17 protein-coding genes and 4 pseudogenes are annotated in these 17,021 nt (G+C 38.1%); all 21 read left to right on the top strand.

The genetic code is table 11. From position 1 onward, the window contains the following. Nucleotides 1-5: 5 nt before the first annotated feature. On the top strand, nucleotides 6-536 hold the full coding sequence (locus N7U66_RS10190; protein ID WP_267678389.1) for a DUF3341 domain-containing protein: 531 nt from the start codon (nucleotides 6-8) through the stop codon (nucleotides 534-536). A 9-nt stretch (nucleotides 537-545) separates the two neighbouring features. Next, nucleotides 546-1,103 (top strand): c-type cytochrome, encoded by a 558-nt coding sequence (locus N7U66_RS10185; protein WP_267678388.1) that lies wholly within the window; start codon nucleotides 546-548, stop codon nucleotides 1,101-1,103. A 26-nt stretch (nucleotides 1,104-1,129) separates the two neighbouring features. Continuing rightward, nucleotides 1,130-2,639: pseudogene (locus N7U66_RS10180) on the top strand (quinol:cytochrome C oxidoreductase). Between the two features lie 33 nt (nucleotides 2,640-2,672). Next, nucleotides 2,673-3,743: a cytochrome c oxidase subunit II gene (locus N7U66_RS10175; protein WP_267678387.1), complete on the top strand. Its 1,071-nt coding sequence runs from the start codon at nucleotides 2,673-2,675 to the stop codon at nucleotides 3,741-3,743. Nucleotides 3,744-3,770: 27 nt separating this feature from the next. Continuing rightward, a pseudogene (locus N7U66_RS10170) lies at nucleotides 3,771-5,562 on the top strand (cytochrome c oxidase subunit I). A gap of 243 nt (nucleotides 5,563-5,805) precedes the next feature. Next, the gene (locus tag N7U66_RS10165) at nucleotides 5,806-6,108 is read left to right on the top strand and encodes a hypothetical protein (RefSeq protein WP_267678386.1); all 303 of its coding nucleotides are present in this window, start codon (nucleotides 5,806-5,808) and stop codon (nucleotides 6,106-6,108) included. After that, the gene (locus N7U66_RS10160) at nucleotides 6,108-6,875 is read left to right on the top strand and encodes a hypothetical protein (protein WP_267678385.1); all 768 of its coding nucleotides are present in this window, start codon (nucleotides 6,108-6,110) and stop codon (nucleotides 6,873-6,875) included. Before N7U66_RS10165 ends, N7U66_RS10160 begins: the two co-directional genes overlap by 1 nt. Next, nucleotides 6,841-7,203, top strand: coding sequence for a hypothetical protein (locus tag N7U66_RS10155; RefSeq protein ID WP_267678384.1), 363 nt, complete (start codon nucleotides 6,841-6,843; stop codon nucleotides 7,201-7,203). Before N7U66_RS10160 ends, N7U66_RS10155 begins: the two co-directional genes overlap by 35 nt. Nucleotides 7,204-7,210: 7 nt before the next feature. Beyond that, nucleotides 7,211-7,444, top strand: a complete 234-nt coding sequence (locus N7U66_RS10150) for a hypothetical protein (protein WP_267678383.1) — start codon at nucleotides 7,211-7,213, stop codon at nucleotides 7,442-7,444. A 179-nt stretch (nucleotides 7,445-7,623) separates the two neighbouring features. Next, a complete protein-coding gene (locus N7U66_RS10145) occupies nucleotides 7,624-8,505 on the top strand; it encodes a hypothetical protein (protein WP_267678382.1) in 882 nt (293 codons plus the stop codon). Between the two features lie 6 nt (nucleotides 8,506-8,511). Next, nucleotides 8,512-9,630, top strand: coding sequence for an immunoglobulin domain-containing protein (locus tag N7U66_RS10140; RefSeq protein WP_267678381.1), 1,119 nt, complete (start codon nucleotides 8,512-8,514; stop codon nucleotides 9,628-9,630). Beyond that, the gene (locus tag N7U66_RS10135; RefSeq protein ID WP_267678380.1) at nucleotides 9,578-10,099 is read left to right on the top strand and encodes a hypothetical protein; all 522 of its coding nucleotides are present in this window, start codon (nucleotides 9,578-9,580) and stop codon (nucleotides 10,097-10,099) included. Before N7U66_RS10140 ends, N7U66_RS10135 begins: the two co-directional genes overlap by 53 nt. Further along, nucleotides 10,068-10,274: a hypothetical protein gene (locus tag N7U66_RS10130; protein ID WP_267678379.1), complete on the top strand. Its 207-nt coding sequence runs from the start codon at nucleotides 10,068-10,070 to the stop codon at nucleotides 10,272-10,274. The genes N7U66_RS10135 and N7U66_RS10130 overlap by 32 nt, the downstream gene beginning before the upstream one ends. Next, nucleotides 10,249-10,503: a gliding motility-associated C-terminal domain-containing protein gene (locus tag N7U66_RS10125; RefSeq protein ID WP_267678378.1), complete on the top strand. Its 255-nt coding sequence runs from the start codon at nucleotides 10,249-10,251 to the stop codon at nucleotides 10,501-10,503. The genes N7U66_RS10130 and N7U66_RS10125 overlap by 26 nt, the downstream gene beginning before the upstream one ends. Nucleotides 10,504-10,557: 54 nt before the next feature. Next, nucleotides 10,558-11,514, top strand: a complete 957-nt coding sequence (locus N7U66_RS10120; protein WP_267678377.1) for a PorP/SprF family type IX secretion system membrane protein — start codon at nucleotides 10,558-10,560, stop codon at nucleotides 11,512-11,514. 19 nt (nucleotides 11,515-11,533) lie between these two features. After that, nucleotides 11,534-12,466: an outer membrane protein assembly factor BamD gene (locus tag N7U66_RS10115; RefSeq protein WP_267678376.1), complete on the top strand. Its 933-nt coding sequence runs from the start codon at nucleotides 11,534-11,536 to the stop codon at nucleotides 12,464-12,466. A 48-nt stretch (nucleotides 12,467-12,514) separates the two neighbouring features. Next, entirely contained in the window at nucleotides 12,515-13,423 is a 909-nt protein-coding gene (locus tag N7U66_RS10110; RefSeq protein ID WP_267678375.1) for an OmpA family protein, read from the top strand. A 221-nt stretch (nucleotides 13,424-13,644) separates the two neighbouring features. Next, nucleotides 13,645-14,126: pseudogene (locus N7U66_RS22555) on the top strand (AAA family ATPase); the annotation flags it as partial. Next, a complete protein-coding gene (locus N7U66_RS22550; RefSeq protein WP_390886650.1) occupies nucleotides 14,115-14,666 on the top strand; it encodes a Holliday junction DNA helicase RuvB C-terminal domain-containing protein in 552 nt (183 codons plus the stop codon). The pseudogene N7U66_RS22555 and the gene N7U66_RS22550, both read left to right, overlap by 12 nt. Before the next feature lie 248 nt (nucleotides 14,667-14,914). Further along, nucleotides 14,915-16,026, top strand: a pseudogene (locus N7U66_RS10100) (cytochrome P450). A 33-nt stretch (nucleotides 16,027-16,059) separates the two neighbouring features. Beyond that, nucleotides 16,060-16,986, top strand: a complete 927-nt coding sequence (gene queG / locus N7U66_RS10095) for a tRNA epoxyqueuosine(34) reductase QueG (RefSeq protein ID WP_267678374.1) — start codon at nucleotides 16,060-16,062, stop codon at nucleotides 16,984-16,986. Nucleotides 16,987-17,021 lie beyond the last annotated feature (35 nt).

Raw genomic sequence — 17,021 nt, 5'->3', positions numbered from 1 at the left:
AGCATATGGAAGCTTCAAAAGTAATTCACGCTATTTATAACGATGACGATGTCTTAATGGCTGCCGTTAAAAAGGTAAAAGCTGAAAGATTTCACATTGAAGAAATATATACGCCATTTCCAGTTCACGGACTAGATAAGGCTATGGGATTAGCGCCAACACGTATTGCAATCGCATCATTTATGTATGGTTGTGTAGGGTTAGCTGTGGCAGTTTTAATGATGGATTTCATTATGATTGAAGATTGGCCGCAAAACATTGGTGGTAAACCAAGTTTTAGCTATTTAGAAAACATGCCAGCCTTTGTGCCTATCATGTTTGAGCTAACGGTGTTTTTTGCAGCTCACTTAATGGTCATCACATTTTACTTACGTAGTAGAATGTGGCCCTTTAAAAAAGCTGAAAATCCAGATCCTAGAACAACAGATGATCATTTTTTAATGGAAATCGCCATTCATGGAAACGAAAAAGAATTGCACGATATATTATCACAAACTGGTGCAGTTGAAATAAACGTAGTAGATAATACGCATTAATTATACACAATGAAAAGTATTTTTAACATAACAATATTAGCCGTAGTACTTATCTCTTTTGCATCTTGTAAAAAGGATTCAAGACCTAATTACGAATACATGCCAAACATGTACAAGTCTGTGGCCTATGAAGCCTATCAAGAAGTTGAGTTTTTGCCAGGTGATATGGAAGCAAGGTTGCCGGCAGAAGGCTCGATACCTAGAGGCTACACCCCTTTTGACATAGCAAATACTACAGAAGGTTATAATGAAGCTAAAGAAGCTTTTAATAGTCCATTAGATTCTACTCAAGTAGATTATGAAAAAGGTGGACCTTTATATGCTATTTACTGTGCCATATGTCACGGTAATAAAGGAAACGGACAAGGAAAGTTAGTGCAACGGGAGAAAATACTTGGTGTACCAGGGTATGATGATGTTGGTCGCGCGATTACTGAGGGTTCTGTATACCATACCATTTATTATGGAAAGAACGCCATGGGATCATATGCAAATCAACTAAGCGAAGAAGAGCGTTGGCAAGTAGTCGCTTACGTAATGAAGTTGAAAGCAGAATTAGAAAAATAAGATTTAGATAAAGTTTATATATAGATATGTATACAATTTCAAACAGACTAAGATTAACAGCTATCATTTTAATGCTTGTAGGAGCATTAGGAGTGGGCTATGGTTTTATCGCTTCTAATAAAACATTAGAAGAAGTAAAAACAATGCTTGCTGAAGAAAATGAACACGGTGGTCATGGGGACGCTACTCATGTTGAGGGCGCTCACGAAATGGAAACAGAGGCACATGTGGTGGAAACAGAATCGGATGTCGTGGAAACGGAGTCGGATGTCATGGAAACGGAGGATCATGTTTTAGAAACAGACGAGCATGTCATGGAAACGGAGGCACATATAGTCGCTGGAGATACAGATCATTCGGATAATGCACATGATACTAATACGCATGGCGCTACAGATGATGAAGCACACGAAGCACACAATCCGGATGCGCACGCAGAACACGTATACCATGCGATGCACAATAGACCTTGGTCTGCCTTTTACATTGCGGCTTTCTTTTTCTTTATGATTTCTTTAGGGGTATTAGCGTTTTACGCCATACAATATGCCTCACAGGCAGGTTGGTCCCCATTAGTTTTGAGAGTCATGGAAGGCATAACCGCTTACTTACTTCCAGGTGCTTTAATTGTATTATTAATTGCTGCACTTTCTAACTTTATTGGTCATTATAACATTTTTGTTTGGATGGATCCGAAGTAGTAGCGCATGATAAGTTAATTCAAGGCAAAACTGGGTGGTTGAATATTTGGGGATTCCTAATTAGAGGCTTGGTATTTATTGCAGGGTGGAGTTTATATCGCTATTATGCTAGAAAATTCTCTATAGCTCAGGATAAAGCAAACGATAATAAAAACTTTAAAAAGACGTTTCGTATCTCGGCGGCCTTCTTAGTGTTCTTTATTTATACGGAGTCTGTCATGTCATGGGATTGGATTATGAGTGTAGATCCACACTGGTTCTCTACTTTATTTGGTTGGTATGTTTTAGCAGGTATGTTGGTTTGTGGTATTACAGTAATAGCACTCATTACAATATATCTAAAAAGCATAGGATTGCTTCCTAAAGTGAATGATAGTCATTTACATGATTTAGCTAAATTCATGTTTGGTTTTAGTATATTCTGGACGTATTTATGGTTCTCACAATTCATGTTAATTTGGTATTCTAACATTCCGAGAAGAGGTCACGTATTTTGTAACACGTATTGAAGATTATAAATTACTATTTTTCGGAATGGTGGCGATGAACTTTATCTTCCCATTTTTAATTTTAATGAATAGCGATTACAAGCGCGTACCATGGTTCGTTGTAATGGCAGGTATCGTTATATTAGCAGGGCACTATATAGATATATTTAATATGATTATGCCAGCGACGGTTGGTGACCAATGGTACATAGGAATACCGTGAAATATGTTCTATGTTATTTTTTGCAGGATTATTTATTTTCATTGTCTTCACAGCACTTACTAAAGCGCCATTAGAGCCAACACGTAATCCTTTTGTAAAAGAAAGCGAACATTTCCATTATTAATAAGAAACAATTAAATAAAGAAGAACGACAACAATGACGGCTTTATTATCAATTTTAGTTTTAGTATTCATATTCGTTGCCATATGGCAAATGGTTAAGATATTCGATTTAACTCAAAGCAAAACAGCCGAGAGTAACAGTCAAGTAGCTAATGACCAAGACAACAAGATTAATGGTTATTTAATGTTAGGTTTTTTAATCTTCATTTATGTCATAACCATCATGTGCTTTGTTATGTTTGGCGATTTTCCATTAATGTCTAATTCTGCTTCTGAGCATGGACCAGGCATCGATAATTTAATGATCATCTCAATGATCGTTATCTTCTTTGTTCAAACGGTAACGCAATTTTTATTGCATTATTTTGCCTTCAAATACAGAGGAGAGAAAGGAAAAAAAGCCTTATTCTATGCCGATAATAATAAATTAGAGGCGATTTGGACCATTATTCCAGTCATCGTTTTAGCTGGATTAATTATTCAGGGACTATTTACTTGGACCACAATTATGAACGTGAGTACAGAAAATGATCCTTTGGTGATCGAATTATATGCACAACAGTTTAACTGGAAAGCTAGATATGGTGGTGAAGATAATACGTTAGGGAAAGCAAACGTGAGATTAATCGATATCGATCGTGCTAATATTTTAGGGTTAGATGAATCTGATCCAAATGCACAAGACGATGTGATTACGGCGGAATTGCATTTACCTGTGGGAAGACCAGTGTTATTTAAAATGCGTTCACAAGATGTCTTACACTCGGCTTATATGCCTCACTTTAGAGCACAGATGAACTGTGTTCCTGGGATGATTACTCAATTTGGTTTTACGCCCACGGTAACAACCGTTGATATGCGTGAAACGCCGGAAATGATTGACAAAGTTCAAAACATTAATGAGATAAGAATAGAGAAAAGTAAAGCTTTAGTAGCAAAAGGAGAAGAGGGCTTAGAGCGTTACGAATTTGATTACCTATTATTATGTAATAAGATTTGTGGTAAATCACACTACAACATGCAAATGAAAATAATAGTAGAAACACAGGAAGAATATGACGCTTGGATGGAAACACAGAAAGCGTTTAAAGACTCTCTTAATTAATAAAAAGATTAAAAAAGATATTAGATTATGTCAGCACACGTAGAAGCACATGCAAACGACGATCATGGTCACCATCATAAAGAAACATTCGTAACTAAATATATATTTAGTCAAGATCATAAAATGATTGCTAAGCAGTACCTCGTAACAGGTACTATTATGGGCGTTATTGGGGTGATGATGTCTCTTATGATGCGTATGCAAATCGCATGGCCGGAGCAACCAAATGTTATTTTTCAAGCTTTATTGGGAAAATGGGCACCGGAAGGTGTCATGGATGCCGATATTTATTTGGCCTTGGTAACCATTCACGGTACTATTATGGTATTCTTTGTACTTACAGCAGGGTTGAGTGGTACCTTTAGTAATCTATTAATTCCGTTGCAAATTGGTGCACGAGATATGGCCTCAGGATTCTTAAATATGGTTTCTTATTGGTTATTTTTTATCTCTAGTGTTATCATGGTACTCTCTTTCTTTGTTGAAGCTGGACCAGCGGCAGCAGGATGGACTATTTACCCACCGTTAAGTGCTTTACCTATGGCGCAAGGTGGCTCAGGAGCTGGTATGACGATGTGGTTGGCTTCTATGGCTATTTTTATTGCCTCTTCATTATTGGGTTCTCTAAATTATATTGTAACCGTAATTAATTTGCGTACAAAGGGCATGTCAATGACAAGATTACCTTTAACCATATGGGCATTCTTTGTGACAGCAATTATTGGCGTTATTTCATTCCCAGTATTATTATCTGCAGCATTATTGTTAATAATGGATAGAAGTTTTGGTACTTCATTTTTCTTATCAGATATTTTTATTCAAGGTGATGTCTTACATTATCAAGGGGGATCACCAGTGTTGTTCGAACATTTATTCACGGTTCTTAGGACATCCGTAAGTTTATATTGTATTATTACCTGCATTAGGTATTACTTCTGAAATTATAGCAACCAACTCACGTAAACCTATTTTTGGTTATCGTGCCATGATTGCCTCTATTTTAGCGATTGCATTTTTATCTACTATTGTTTGGGGACACCATATGTTTATCTCAGGAATGAATCCATTCTTAGGGTCGGTATTTACCTTCACAACATTATTAATTGCCATACCATCAGCGGTAAAAGCATTTAATTATATTACTACCCTTTGGAAAGGAAATCTCCAAATGAATCCAGCCATGCTATTTTCAATTGGTTTAGTGTCTACTTTCATTACAGGTGGTTTAACAGGAATCATTCTTGGGGATAGTGCTTTAGATATTAACGTGCACGATACGTATTTCGTAGTCGCTCACTTTCACTTAGTAATGGGTATCTCTGCGCTGTACGGTATGTTTGCAGGAATCTACCATTGGTTTCCTAAAATGTTTGGACGCATGCTCAATAAGAATTTGGGATATGTTCACTTTTGGGTAACGGCAGTGTGTGCTTATGGTGTGTTCTTCCCTATGCACTTTATTGGAATGGCAGGATTGCCAAGACGTTATTATACCAATAGTAACTTCCCGTTGTTTGACGATTTACAAGATGTGAATGTGGTGATTACCATATTTGCTTTAATAGGAGGCGTATTTCAAATTGTATTTTTATACAACTTCTTTAACAGTATGTTCTTTGGAAAAAAAGCTGTGCAAAATCCATGGCGCTCAAATACTTTGGAATGGACAACACCTGTTGAACACATCCATGGTAACTGGCCAGGAGAAATCCCTCACGTGCACCGTTGGGCATATGATTATAGCAAGCCTGGGCATGACGAAGATTTTGTTTCGCAAATTGTGCCACTTAAAGAAGGTGAAGAAGAGTTACAACATTAGTCAAAATCTTATTTATAAACTTTTAAAAAAAGCGCATTCTAATTAGAATGCGCTTTTTGTTTTACTAAATTTCGTTAAGTAACGGGGTGTAAAAGGAATAAAAAACTTTTTTTTCGATGAAATACAAAAAAATCTGTTAAATTGCAAAATACAATTATTTTTATAGTTAAATTTCTGTTAAATTATATATTAGTTATATTTGTCGGATTTTAGTATAAGCTATTAATTAAACATACCTATATTATGAAAAAAAGATCCTTATCTAGGAAGTCTGTTATATTAGCCTCTTTCTTTTTGGTTTTCTTGAGCAGTATGTCCTATATGCACGCTCAATGCCCTACGGTAAATAACCCCAACCCACTAATATGTGATGCTTCCGGGTTTACATTCAACGACTTGAATGCCTTTGCGACTGATAATGGTGATGGTGTCTTGTGGTACAGCTCTTTAACTGGCGGGAACGCATTTGCTTCAACACAACTGGTTCAAGAAGGAACGTATTATGCGGAGAGTAATTCGGAAGTTGTTCCCCACGACCGGCTATAATGGTTGACTTTGTTGTGAATCCTTCTGGTCAAGTCTTTGATGGTTTTTATTGTTCTGATGATAATCCTACAATTCAAACCTATATTAATAATGACATCCAACCATTCATATCGGGCGGACTTTCTGTTGATATCTTTTATGATCCTGACTTAATGTTTCCGGCTAGTACTACCGATCCATTATCTAATTCACCTACTAACTATTATATAGTTTTAGTTGATGGTGGGGGATGTGAGAGTCAACTTGAAGTAGGTTTTGCTGTAGTTTTTAATTCCCCAGCAGACCCAACACCAACGACACCTCAAGAATTTTGTTCTGATACGAATCCTACGGTCGCAGATTTAGAGACAGGAACAACAGCCAATTTTAATTGGTTTGCCAACGTTGATGGTTCCGGGAACCCCATTCCACCAGCATTAAATCCGGCAACGGCTTTAATTGATGGAGAGAATTATTTTATACGCGCCTTCGAAGGGACCTGTACTAGTAATACAATAGAGGTCTTGGTAAATATTTTTGATCCGGCAGATGCAGGAACATCCGGAGCAATAGATTATTGCGATGATAGTGTGCCCACTACAGATTTTGATTTATTTCCATTATTAGGCGGTAGTGCTGATACTACCGGGACATGGACAGGCCCGTCAACTATAACTGCAAACCCACAAGGAACGACAAATATCTCCGGATTTAGTGAAGGTCTATATATTTACACGTATACAGTGCCCGCTAATGGAACTTGTCCGAGAAGATACCTCGACAGTTAGCATTACTATTTACGAAACATTCACAGCAGGAACAGTATCCTTAGCGAATCCAGCAACTTTTTGTGAAGCCGGATTACCTGCAGCTTTTGATCTAACGACACTTTTAGATAATGAAGATCCAAATGGGCAGTGGACACAAGGTACACTAAGTACAGATCCAGTAGTCACCTCCCCAATTGATCTAACGGGTTTTGGCCCTGGAACATATGATTTTACATACACGCAAAATATAGCACCCAATTCTTGTCCGAGAAGACTCAAGGACTGTACAAGTCATTGTTTTACAAGACCCAAATGCAGGAATAGCCTTAAATGCCGTTTTCTGTGAAAATGAATTGGCGACCAATTCACCTTACGATTTGTTTGATGCACTAGATGGATCACAGGATAATAATAGTGGCATCCGGACAGACCTATCAAACAATACAGTTTCTAACCCAATAGATATAACTGGTTTTACGGTTACAGGTAGCCCATACCAATATACATATACTATAGATAACGGAACCTGTAGTGATTCAGAACAAATAACAATTACTGTAGAACCCGCTCCGAATCCGGAACCGTAAATGGTACTGCAGCATTTTGTGAAGGCGCTGCTCCAGTAACTTATGACCTATTTGTTTTATTAGATAATGAAGATCAAACAGGTACTTGGTATATAGGTACAGATAATACAGGAACAGCCATTACGAATCCAATTGATTTATCAGCATATACCGCAGCAACTTATGATTTTACTTTTGATGTGGATGCTATTGGAGCTTGTGATGACGAATTGGTAACGGTTCAAGTTATTATAAATCCATTACCAAATACAGGAACAGCAAATAATCCTGCACCATTTTGTGAAAATGATCCTGCACTTAATAATACAGCATTCGATTTATTTACATTATTAAGCCCACCAGTTGATGCAGGTGGAACATGGACAGATGATGATGCAACCGGTGCATTATCAGGAAACACATTAGATCTTTCTCAATTAGTAATAGGGACTTATAATTTTACCTACAGCATAACTGATGCTAATAGCTGTTTTAACAGTACAACAGTAACCCTTGTTATTGATGACGCACCGGAGTCCGGAACGGTAAATGGTACTGCAGCATTTTGTGAAGGTGAAGCCCCGTCAAATTATGATTTATTCGTTTTATTAGATAATGAAGACCAAACAGGAACTTGGTACTTAGGAACAGATAATACCGGCACAGCTATTGTTAATCCAATTGATTTATCAGGATATACTGCAGCTACGTATGATTTCACTTTTGATGTAGATGCCATTGGCGCGTGTGATGATGAATTAGTAACCGTTCAAGTTACTATAAATCCACTGCCTAATACAGGGACTCCAACACCAGCAGTCTTCTGTGAGAATGATTTAGCGGCAAATTCACCTCTTGATTTATTCAATCAATTATCCGGAAATGATATAGGAGGAACATGGACAGATGATGATGCGACTGGAGCTTTAACTGGAAATACAGTAGATTTAACACGTTTAACTCTTGGAGCTTATAATTTCACCTATAGTATAACTGATGCCAATAACTGTTCAAACAGTTCAACAGTTGTTATTACCGTCGAAGATGCACCGAGTGCAGGAACAGTAAATGCAACACCGTAATTTTGTTTGGTTGAAATAACCACAGGGCAAACACTAAACTTATTTGATTTCCTAGATGGAGCAGATCAAGCCGGGGTTTGGAATGACGACACCCCTTCAGGACAATTATCAGGAAGTATAGTAACACTAGATGGATTACCCGCCGGAATCTATAATTTTACTTACGATGTAGATGCTATCGGAACTTGTGATGATCCAAACATGCCTACAGTTATTATCACAATCAATGATACGCCAGCTCCAACAGCAGCCGCTGCACAATCCTTTTGTGATGCAGCTACAGTTGCCAATTTATCTGCTAGCGGAAATAGTATACAATGGTATGAGGAAGTAACGGGTGGTACAGTTTTAGCTGGCACAACCACACTCGTGGATGGCGAAACTTATTATGCGACGCAAACAGATGCAACGACAGGTTGTGAATCTGCAGCACGTGTGGAAGTGACAGTAACCATCAATCAATCGCCGGATGCTGGAGCACCAGCCGTAACATCGATTACCGTTTGTAACAACACGACTGTCGACCTGAACACAGGCTTAGATGGGTCGCAAGACCTGACTGGGACTTGGATGGATGACGATGGTACTGGAGCGGTAACAGGGAGTGCTTTTGATACTAACGCCATTGCACCAGGGACTTACAGCTTTACTTACTTAGTTACTGCGGTAGCTCCTTGTTTAGATGATAGCACAACTATAACTATTACGGTTGAAGAACCGCAAAATGCAGGGACTTCAAATGGAGATTTATCATTCTGTAGTACAGATGCCACGTACAACTTATTCGATAACATTACAGGAGCAGATATGGGAGGTGCTTGGACTTTCAATTCAAATACAGTGTCTAATAGCTTTGACCCTAGTCAAGAAAATGGTTCAGGAACCTACACATATACTATGGCTAACGCTTGTGGTACAAATTCGGTAAGTTTCAATATTAACGTCACTCCAGCAGCAAATGCAGGAACTCTCAATGCTGAAGATGCAACCTTTTGTGTTGCTGAAATAGCAACGAATCAAACGATAGATCTTTTTGATTATTTAGATGGAGAATCCCAAACAGGAATTTGGAATGACGATTCTATGTCGGGACAATTATCTCGGAAATATATTAACCATCGATAACCTTAATCCAGCCGCTTATACGTTCACATATACCGTTACTGCCACCGCGCCTTGTACAACAAATGGCACGTCTCAAGTAACTATAACCATTAACGACACAGCGGCAGCAACAATAGTTAACGCTACTCCGAAGTTCTGTTTGGTAGATGGGCCAACAGTAGCAGACTTGGCGCCCTTTATAAGTGGCACCTCAATCACTTGGTACGCGGGGCAAGACGATACAACACCGTTAAATGCTACAGATTCTTTAGAGGACGGAGAAGATTATTTTGCTGTGCAAAATGACACGGCTACTGGCTGTGAGTCTGCTGTGAGGGTGTCACTTACAGTAACGGTAGGTGATGCACCAACACCAACACTTATAGATACCGATCAAGAATTATGTATTAATGATGCCCCAATAATTAATGACTTAACCTTAAATGTGACAGAGTTTGATGCCGCTTCAAATAACGTGGTCTCGGTATGATGCTGTAACTAGTGGTAATGTTATTACAAGTACTACTGCTCTTAGTCCAAACACCACTTACTATGTGGCATTGATTGACCCAGTTACAGGATGTGAAAGCAGCCTGCGCTTAGAAGTTAGTCCGAGACTTAACAAGTTGCGGTATATTAATGGTTCCGGATGGTTTTTCACCTAATGGAGATGGTATTAACGATACTTTTTATGTAGATAACTTAGATGTCTTGTATCCAAAATTCGTAATGGAAATTTATAATCGCTATGGGAATATCGTGTATAAAGGAAATGCTTCAACACCGGCATTTGATGGTAAATCGAACCAATCAAGAACCATTGGAAGCGGTGACTTACCCGTTGGTGTTTATTATTACATTTTCAATTTCAATGACGGCGTAAACAAACCGTAACAAGGACGTTTATACTTAAACAGATAATTTTTGGATAACACAATTTTAGAAAAGATGAAAAATTTAAATAGATATCACAAAATAGCTGTCATTGTTAGTTTGACGTTACTATCCTTTTACAGTCATGCCCAGCAAGACCCCCAATTCACGCAATACATGTACAACATGAGTGTGATTAACCCAGCGTATGCCACTGCAGACGAGGGTATGTTGAACCTTGGTGGCTTATATAGAACACAATGGGTAGGGGTAGAAGGCGCACCAAAAACAGGGAGCTTCTTTGCACATACGCCATTAAACGAGAACATAGAAATAGGGTTGTCATTTACAAATGATAATATAGGAGATGTGGTTAACGAAAATAACATCTATGGAGATTTCGCGTATGTACTTCCCGTTGGATTAGAAAGTAAGTTGTCTCTAGGGTTAAAAGCGGGTGTTACCTTTTTTAATACCAATTTTAATGGCTTCAATTTACAGTCCGGAGATCAGTCATCAGATCCAGCCTTTAATGAGAACATAAGTAATGCCTTTCCCAATGTTGGCGTTGGTGCTTACTATTTTTCAGACCATTATTATTTAGGCCTATCGGCACCAAATATGTTAACAACAAAGCATGTTGAGTCCGAAAATGGAATAAAAACAAAAGCAGTACAAGACATTCACTACTTTTTTACTGGAGGTTACGTTTTTGAAATTAACAGAGACCTGAAATTTAAGCCCGCTTTTATGGCAAAATCGGTAAAAGGCTCCCCAGTAACCGTAGATGTTACGGCTAACGTGTTATTTAATGACCGCTTAGAAGCTGGTTTAGGGTATCGTTTAGACGATGCTATTAGCGCCTTGGTTAACTTTAGAATTACTCCGGAGTTAAGAGTCGGTTATGCTTATGATTATACAACAACTAATTTAGGAGATTACAATTCAGGATCACATGAAATAGTTGTACTCTTTGATGTTGATCTCTTTGGATTTAGAGGAGGCTACGACCGTTCACCAAGATTTTTCTAACCCTTAAATGACTACAATTATGAAAAAACAATTATACATACTTGCCTGCCTTTTATTTGTTAGTGGAACGGCTTTGGCACAAAAAGGAACTATAAAACGCGCTAATAAGCTTTTTGAAATGAGAGCTTACAAAGAAGCGGCAAACCTTTATGAAACAACAGAAGACCGCTCGAAAGAAGTGCTTCAAAATTTAGCAGATAGTTACTATTACAATTATCAAATGCAAAAAGCCATAAAAACCTATCGTGAGTTTTTTATTACCCATAAAGATTCTGTGGATATTGAATTATATTTTAGATATGGTCAGGCGCTAAAAGGTGTGGAAAATTATAAAGAAGCCGATGTGTATCTCAGCCGTTATTATGGAAAACCAATTAACACCTTGGCTTTTGTTGAAGAAAACAGAAAAACAACACCGCACAATTTTGAGTTGAAGCAAATTGAAAACATAAACTCTCAACAGGATTTCGGATTGTCGTTTTATGGAGACGATAAAGTGGTGTTTGCTTCGGCAAGAAATGAAGCAAATCCTACCTTTGCTTGGAATAAATTACCTTATTTAGATTTGTATTCTGCCACGCTAACAGCAACAGGAGCACTAAAAGATGTGGTGCCTTTTTCTGATGCTATTAATACAGACTCTCACGAAAGTAATGCGGTGTTTAGTAAGGATGGAAAAACCATGTATTTTAATCGCACAAACGCGTCAAAGACAAAAACGAAAGAAAATCGTGTCGCACAAATTAAAATTTATAAAGCAACATTAGTAGATGGAGACTGGAAGAATGTCACGCCCTTACCATTTAACGCTAACACCTACAGTACAGAACATCCAGCCTTAAGTAAAGATGGTAACACTTTGTATTTTGCAAGTGACATGGCAGGCGGTTTTGGAAGTTTTGATATTTATAAAGTAGCAGTCAATGATGATGGTACTTTTGGTAAGCCGTAAAATTTAGGGGCTAATATTAATACAAAGCACAGAGAGCAATTTCCATATATGAGTGACAATGAGGTCTTGTACTTCTCTTCCATTGGACACTTAGGATTTGGTGGATTAGATATCTTTAGAAGCAATATGGTTAACGGAACCTTCGATAAACCAGTAAACTTAGGGGCTTCAATTAATGGTCATTTAGATGATTTTGGCTATGTTATTCGAGAAAATGAGAACAAAGGGTATGTGTCTACTAACCGTGGCGGTAAAGATAGAATATTTACGGTGAGCAGAATAGACAACTATTTAACCAAGTACGTTGTAGAAGGGGTGGTCACCGGTAAAAATTCTAAAGAATTGTTGGTAGGATCCTTAGTTACTTTAATGGATGACATCGGTAATGTCATTCAAGACACCTTGGTAGGAGATGAAGCAAAATACTTGTTCAAAATAGAACCAAATAAAAAGTACAAAGTACGTGGGACGCGTAAAGCGTATATTCCGCAGGACGTTGAGTTTTCAACAGATAGTAAAGGAAAGGTACAGCATGATATTGAACTTATTTTAGAATCGTATGCAGATGCTGAGGCACAGGTAGAAGAAAATGAAAAAGGAGAGGTTCAAGTGACTTTGGATAAAATTTTCTTCGATTTCGATAAATCTAATATTCGTCCAGATGCCGCTAAAATATTGAATGTATTAGTGGATTTAATGAAGAAATACCCTGAAATGCAAGTAGAAGTATCGGCGCATACAGATGCTCGTGGTGCAGACCAATACAATCTAGACTTGTCTAAGCGTCGTGCAGCGTCTACTTTAGAATATTTAGTAAGCCAAGGTATTGAAAGAAACCGCCTAAGAAGCATTGGTTATGGCGAATTGCAACCCTTAAACCGATGTGTTAAAGAAGGCATCTGTTCAGAAGAAGAGTATGACATCAACAGACGTTGTGAATTCAAGATATTGAATTAGATTTTTTTTATTTCTGTTAAGACGGAAACCACACAAAAGCCTTTCAGTTAAATACTAAAACTGAAAGGCTTTTTCTTTATATTTGAGGCATAAGATTTTTTCTGTTCTGCGGCTATGAAACTTAGGCTTATTATTTCAAAATGATACAAACTTGTCACTATTAGCACAGTCGAAACATCTTTCTCAATTAAAAAAGAACACCGCTTTCGCGGAAAGTATACATGAACGATAACCTAGATCCAACAAACGAAAATTTCTCTTCAGAGGAATTCGATATTGAAAAAAACTTAAGACCCTTATCTTTTGAAGATTTTACGGGTCAGGATCAGGTATTAGAAAATTTAAAAATATTTGTTCAAGCTGCCAATAGAAGAGAAGAAGCTTTAGACCATACATTATTTCACGGTCCTCCCGGTTTAGGAAAAACAACCTTAGCTAATATTTTGGCCAATGAATTGGAGGTTGGTATTAAAATCACCTCGGGACCCGTTTTAGATAAACCAGGTGATTTGGCAGGCTTACTAACTAATTTGGAAGAGCGTGATGTTTTATTTATAGATGAAATTCATAGGTTGAGTCCAATCGTTGAAGAGTACTTGTATTCTGCTATGGAAGATTATAAGATTGATATCATGATTGAATCGGGCCTAACGCAAGAACGGTTCAAATTAATTTGAATCCATTTACCTTAGTGGGAGCGACGACACGCTCAGGATTGTTAACAGCACCTATGCGCGCCCGTTTTGGGATTCAAAGCAGGTTACAATATTATAATACAGAACTGCTCACCACCATTGTACAGCGAAGTTCTACGATTTTAAAAGTGCCCATTTCAATGGAAGCGGCCATAGAAATCGCGGGAAGAAGTCGCGGTACACCACGAATAGCCAATGCCTTATTGCGTCGCGTACGTGATTTTGCAGAGATAAAAGGAGATGGCACCATTGATATTAAGATTGCCCAATTCGCACTAGAAGCATTACATGTCGATGCGTACGGCTTAGACGAAATGGATAACAAAATTTTATCAACCATTATAGATAAGTTTAAAGGAGGTCCTGTTGGAATTTCAACCATTGCAACGGCGGTGAGTGAAAGCACAGAAACGGTTGAAGAGGTCTATGAGCCATTTCTAATTCAACAAGGGTTTATTATGAGAACGCCACGCGGGCGAGAAGTCACAGAATTAGCTTATAAACATTTAGGCAAAATTAAAGGACCTACACAAGGCGGACTGTTTTAGTGCTATTCTTATATTTCTCGTAGTTATCGAATACCATTCAATAAGAGTGAAAAGGAATTAAAATAAAGACCATGAAGCGAGAAATACCGAAGTATCCTTAATACAATTCATCAAGCATTCTCTTGAGATTCTTAAGAATCCGCTGCCATTTCACAATAAAAATTTCACCGAGAAGGGAGACATCTTCAAATTAAATGTCGGTTTCAATACCAAGATATTCTTTTGCCGCGATGCCGCTTTAGCCCAATATGTCCTTCAGAAGAACCAGGAAAAATTATGTAAAGTCTAGCATTCAAACCAAAGATTTGGTAAAATATGTTGGCGAAGGGTTGTTAACTTCAGAAGGTGAGAAATGGAAAAAACAGCGCAAAATGATGCAGCCGGCCTTTCACAAAAAACAGTTGCAAAACTTGTTGAGTGGCATGCAGAGCACCATAGTAGAAGAATATAAAAAAATAAAGCCAGAACAAGCCATAGATGTTTATCCCATTCTCAATGATTTGGCTTTTCAAACAGTCGTACAATCATTATTCACCACGGCCGCAAGGCCTGACGAAATGGAAAGGTTGCAATACATTACCGAAGCCAATCAACGCGTGTTGGTTCGCGAATTGCGTCAGCCCTATTTGTCCTGGTGGTTTAAAGTTAGTGGTACCTTAAGAAAACACACCAAACTTTCAGAAGAAGCACGAGACATCTTAAAACGCATTGTTAATGAACGTAAAGACTCCGGTGCGCGTTACGATGATTCATTAGACATGTTACTCGAAACCCGTTATGATGATGGGAAAGGCATGACAGAAGCACAACTTATAGACGAAATCCTCATCATCTTCACTGCAGGACATGAAACGACCTCTAATGCGTTAACGTTTACGTTTCAATTATTAGCGAAGCATCCACAATGGCAAGAAAAGATAGTTGAAGAGTCTTTAGAACTTGAAGACAGCGACTTAATGCATCGGGTGTCTAGCTCTAAAATATGTCAACAAGTTCTGGAAGAAGCGATGCGCTTGTATCCACCGGCCTATTTCATAGATCGGGTGAATGTGACAACCGACAGTTTTAATGGCATGACCTTTAAGCCAGGATGCAATTTGTTATTTTCGGTGTACGAAATTCACCGTCATCCGAATTGTGGGAGGATGCAGAAACCTTTAAACCGGAACGGTTTGCAGATGGTGGGATACCCTATTCGGCACAATATTTTCCGTTTGGGGCTGGACCACGCAAATGTATTGGTAATAATTTTGCGATGTTTGAAATGATTATCGCGGTAACAACATTATTAAAAACCTATAAAATACATCCAGGAGTTCGAGGCCATAGCGATTACACCTTTAATTACATTAAAGCCTAAAAATGCATTTTTAAGGTTTGAAAAGCGCATGTCATGATTGAAAACAAGTCTAAATACACAAAAATAATAAAAGACGAAGCTAAACGCTTAGGGTTTTTATCTTGTGGTATTAGCAAAGCTGAATTTTTAGAAACTGAGGCGCCACGGCTTGAAAAGTGGTTAAATCAAAATATGAATGGCAACATGCAGTACATGGAAAACCATTTCGATAAACGCCTGGATCCCACAAAGCTGGTAGAAGATTCTAAAAGTGTGATTTCATTATTACTCAATTATTACCCCAAAGACTCTCAAGTTGATAACACTTACAAGGTGTCTAAATACGCGTATGGTAACGATTATCATCACGTCATTAAAGGGAAATTAAAAGCACTCACACATTTTATACAAGAGGAGATTGGCGCCGTGTCTGGTCGTGCCTTTGTGGATTCGGCTCCTGTTTTAGACAAAGCTTGGGCTGCCAAATCGGGTTTAGGTTGGATAGGGAAACACAGCAATTTACTCACCCAACAGGTGGGGTCTTTCTATTTTATTGCAGAACTAATTATCGATTTAGACTTGGAGTATGATAGCATTACCACAGACCACTGTGGCACGTGTACCGCTTGTATTGATGCTTGTCCAACCCAAGCCATTGTAGAGCCTTATGTGGTAGACGGGAGTAAATGTATATCTTATTTCACAATAGAATTAAAAGACCAATTACCAAACACTATGAAGGGGCAGTTTGACGATTGGATTTTTGGCTGCGACGTCTGCCAAGATGTATGCCCTTGGAATAAATTTTCAAAACCACATAATGAACCACTCTTTAACCCTCATCCGGAGTTATTAGACATGACTAAAAAGGATTGGGAAGAGATTACCGAAGACGTTTTTAAAAAAGTATTTCAGAAAAGCGCCGTAAAGCGGACTAAGTTTTCAGGTTTGCAACGTAATATTGATTTTTTAAAGGAATAGGGCTTTCACGGTCGCGGTTTTAATGGATACTCGTG

This window comes from Lacinutrix neustonica, from assembly GCF_026625145.1.
GTDB lineage: Bacteria > Bacteroidota > Bacteroidia > Flavobacteriales > Flavobacteriaceae > Lacinutrix > Lacinutrix neustonica.
This window is presented reverse-complemented; position numbering and strand designations above follow the sequence as displayed.

Excerpts from the sequence above, each read along its gene's own strand:
- N7U66_RS10120 (WP_267678377.1), top strand. The coding sequence starts at position 10,558 with ATGAAAAATTTAAATAGATATCACAAAATAGCTGTCATTGTTAGTTTG.
- N7U66_RS10130 (WP_267678379.1), top strand. The coding sequence starts at position 10,068 with ATGCCGCTTCAAATAACGTGGTCTCGGTATGATGCTGTAACTAGTGGT.
- N7U66_RS10135 (WP_267678380.1), top strand. The coding sequence starts at position 9,578 with ATGACGATTCTATGTCGGGACAATTATCTCGGAAATATATTAACCATC.
- N7U66_RS10160 (WP_267678385.1), top strand. The coding sequence starts at position 6,108 with ATGGTTGACTTTGTTGTGAATCCTTCTGGTCAAGTCTTTGATGGTTTT.
- N7U66_RS10185 (WP_267678388.1), top strand. The coding sequence starts at position 546 with ATGAAAAGTATTTTTAACATAACAATATTAGCCGTAGTACTTATCTCT.
- N7U66_RS10115 (WP_267678376.1), top strand. The coding sequence starts at position 11,534 with ATGAAAAAACAATTATACATACTTGCCTGCCTTTTATTTGTTAGTGGA.
- N7U66_RS10155 (WP_267678384.1), top strand. The coding sequence starts at position 6,841 with ATGGAACTTGTCCGAGAAGATACCTCGACAGTTAGCATTACTATTTAC.
- queG (WP_267678374.1), top strand. The coding sequence starts at position 16,060 with ATGATTGAAAACAAGTCTAAATACACAAAAATAATAAAAGACGAAGCT.
- N7U66_RS10165 (WP_267678386.1), top strand. The coding sequence starts at position 5,806 with ATGAAAAAAAGATCCTTATCTAGGAAGTCTGTTATATTAGCCTCTTTC.
- N7U66_RS10190 (WP_267678389.1), top strand. The coding sequence starts at position 6 with ATGGAAGCTTCAAAAGTAATTCACGCTATTTATAACGATGACGATGTC.
- N7U66_RS10110 (WP_267678375.1), top strand. The coding sequence starts at position 12,515 with ATGAGTGACAATGAGGTCTTGTACTTCTCTTCCATTGGACACTTAGGA.
- N7U66_RS10125 (WP_267678378.1), top strand. The coding sequence starts at position 10,249 with ATGGTTCCGGATGGTTTTTCACCTAATGGAGATGGTATTAACGATACT.
- N7U66_RS10175 (WP_267678387.1), top strand. The coding sequence starts at position 2,673 with ATGACGGCTTTATTATCAATTTTAGTTTTAGTATTCATATTCGTTGCC.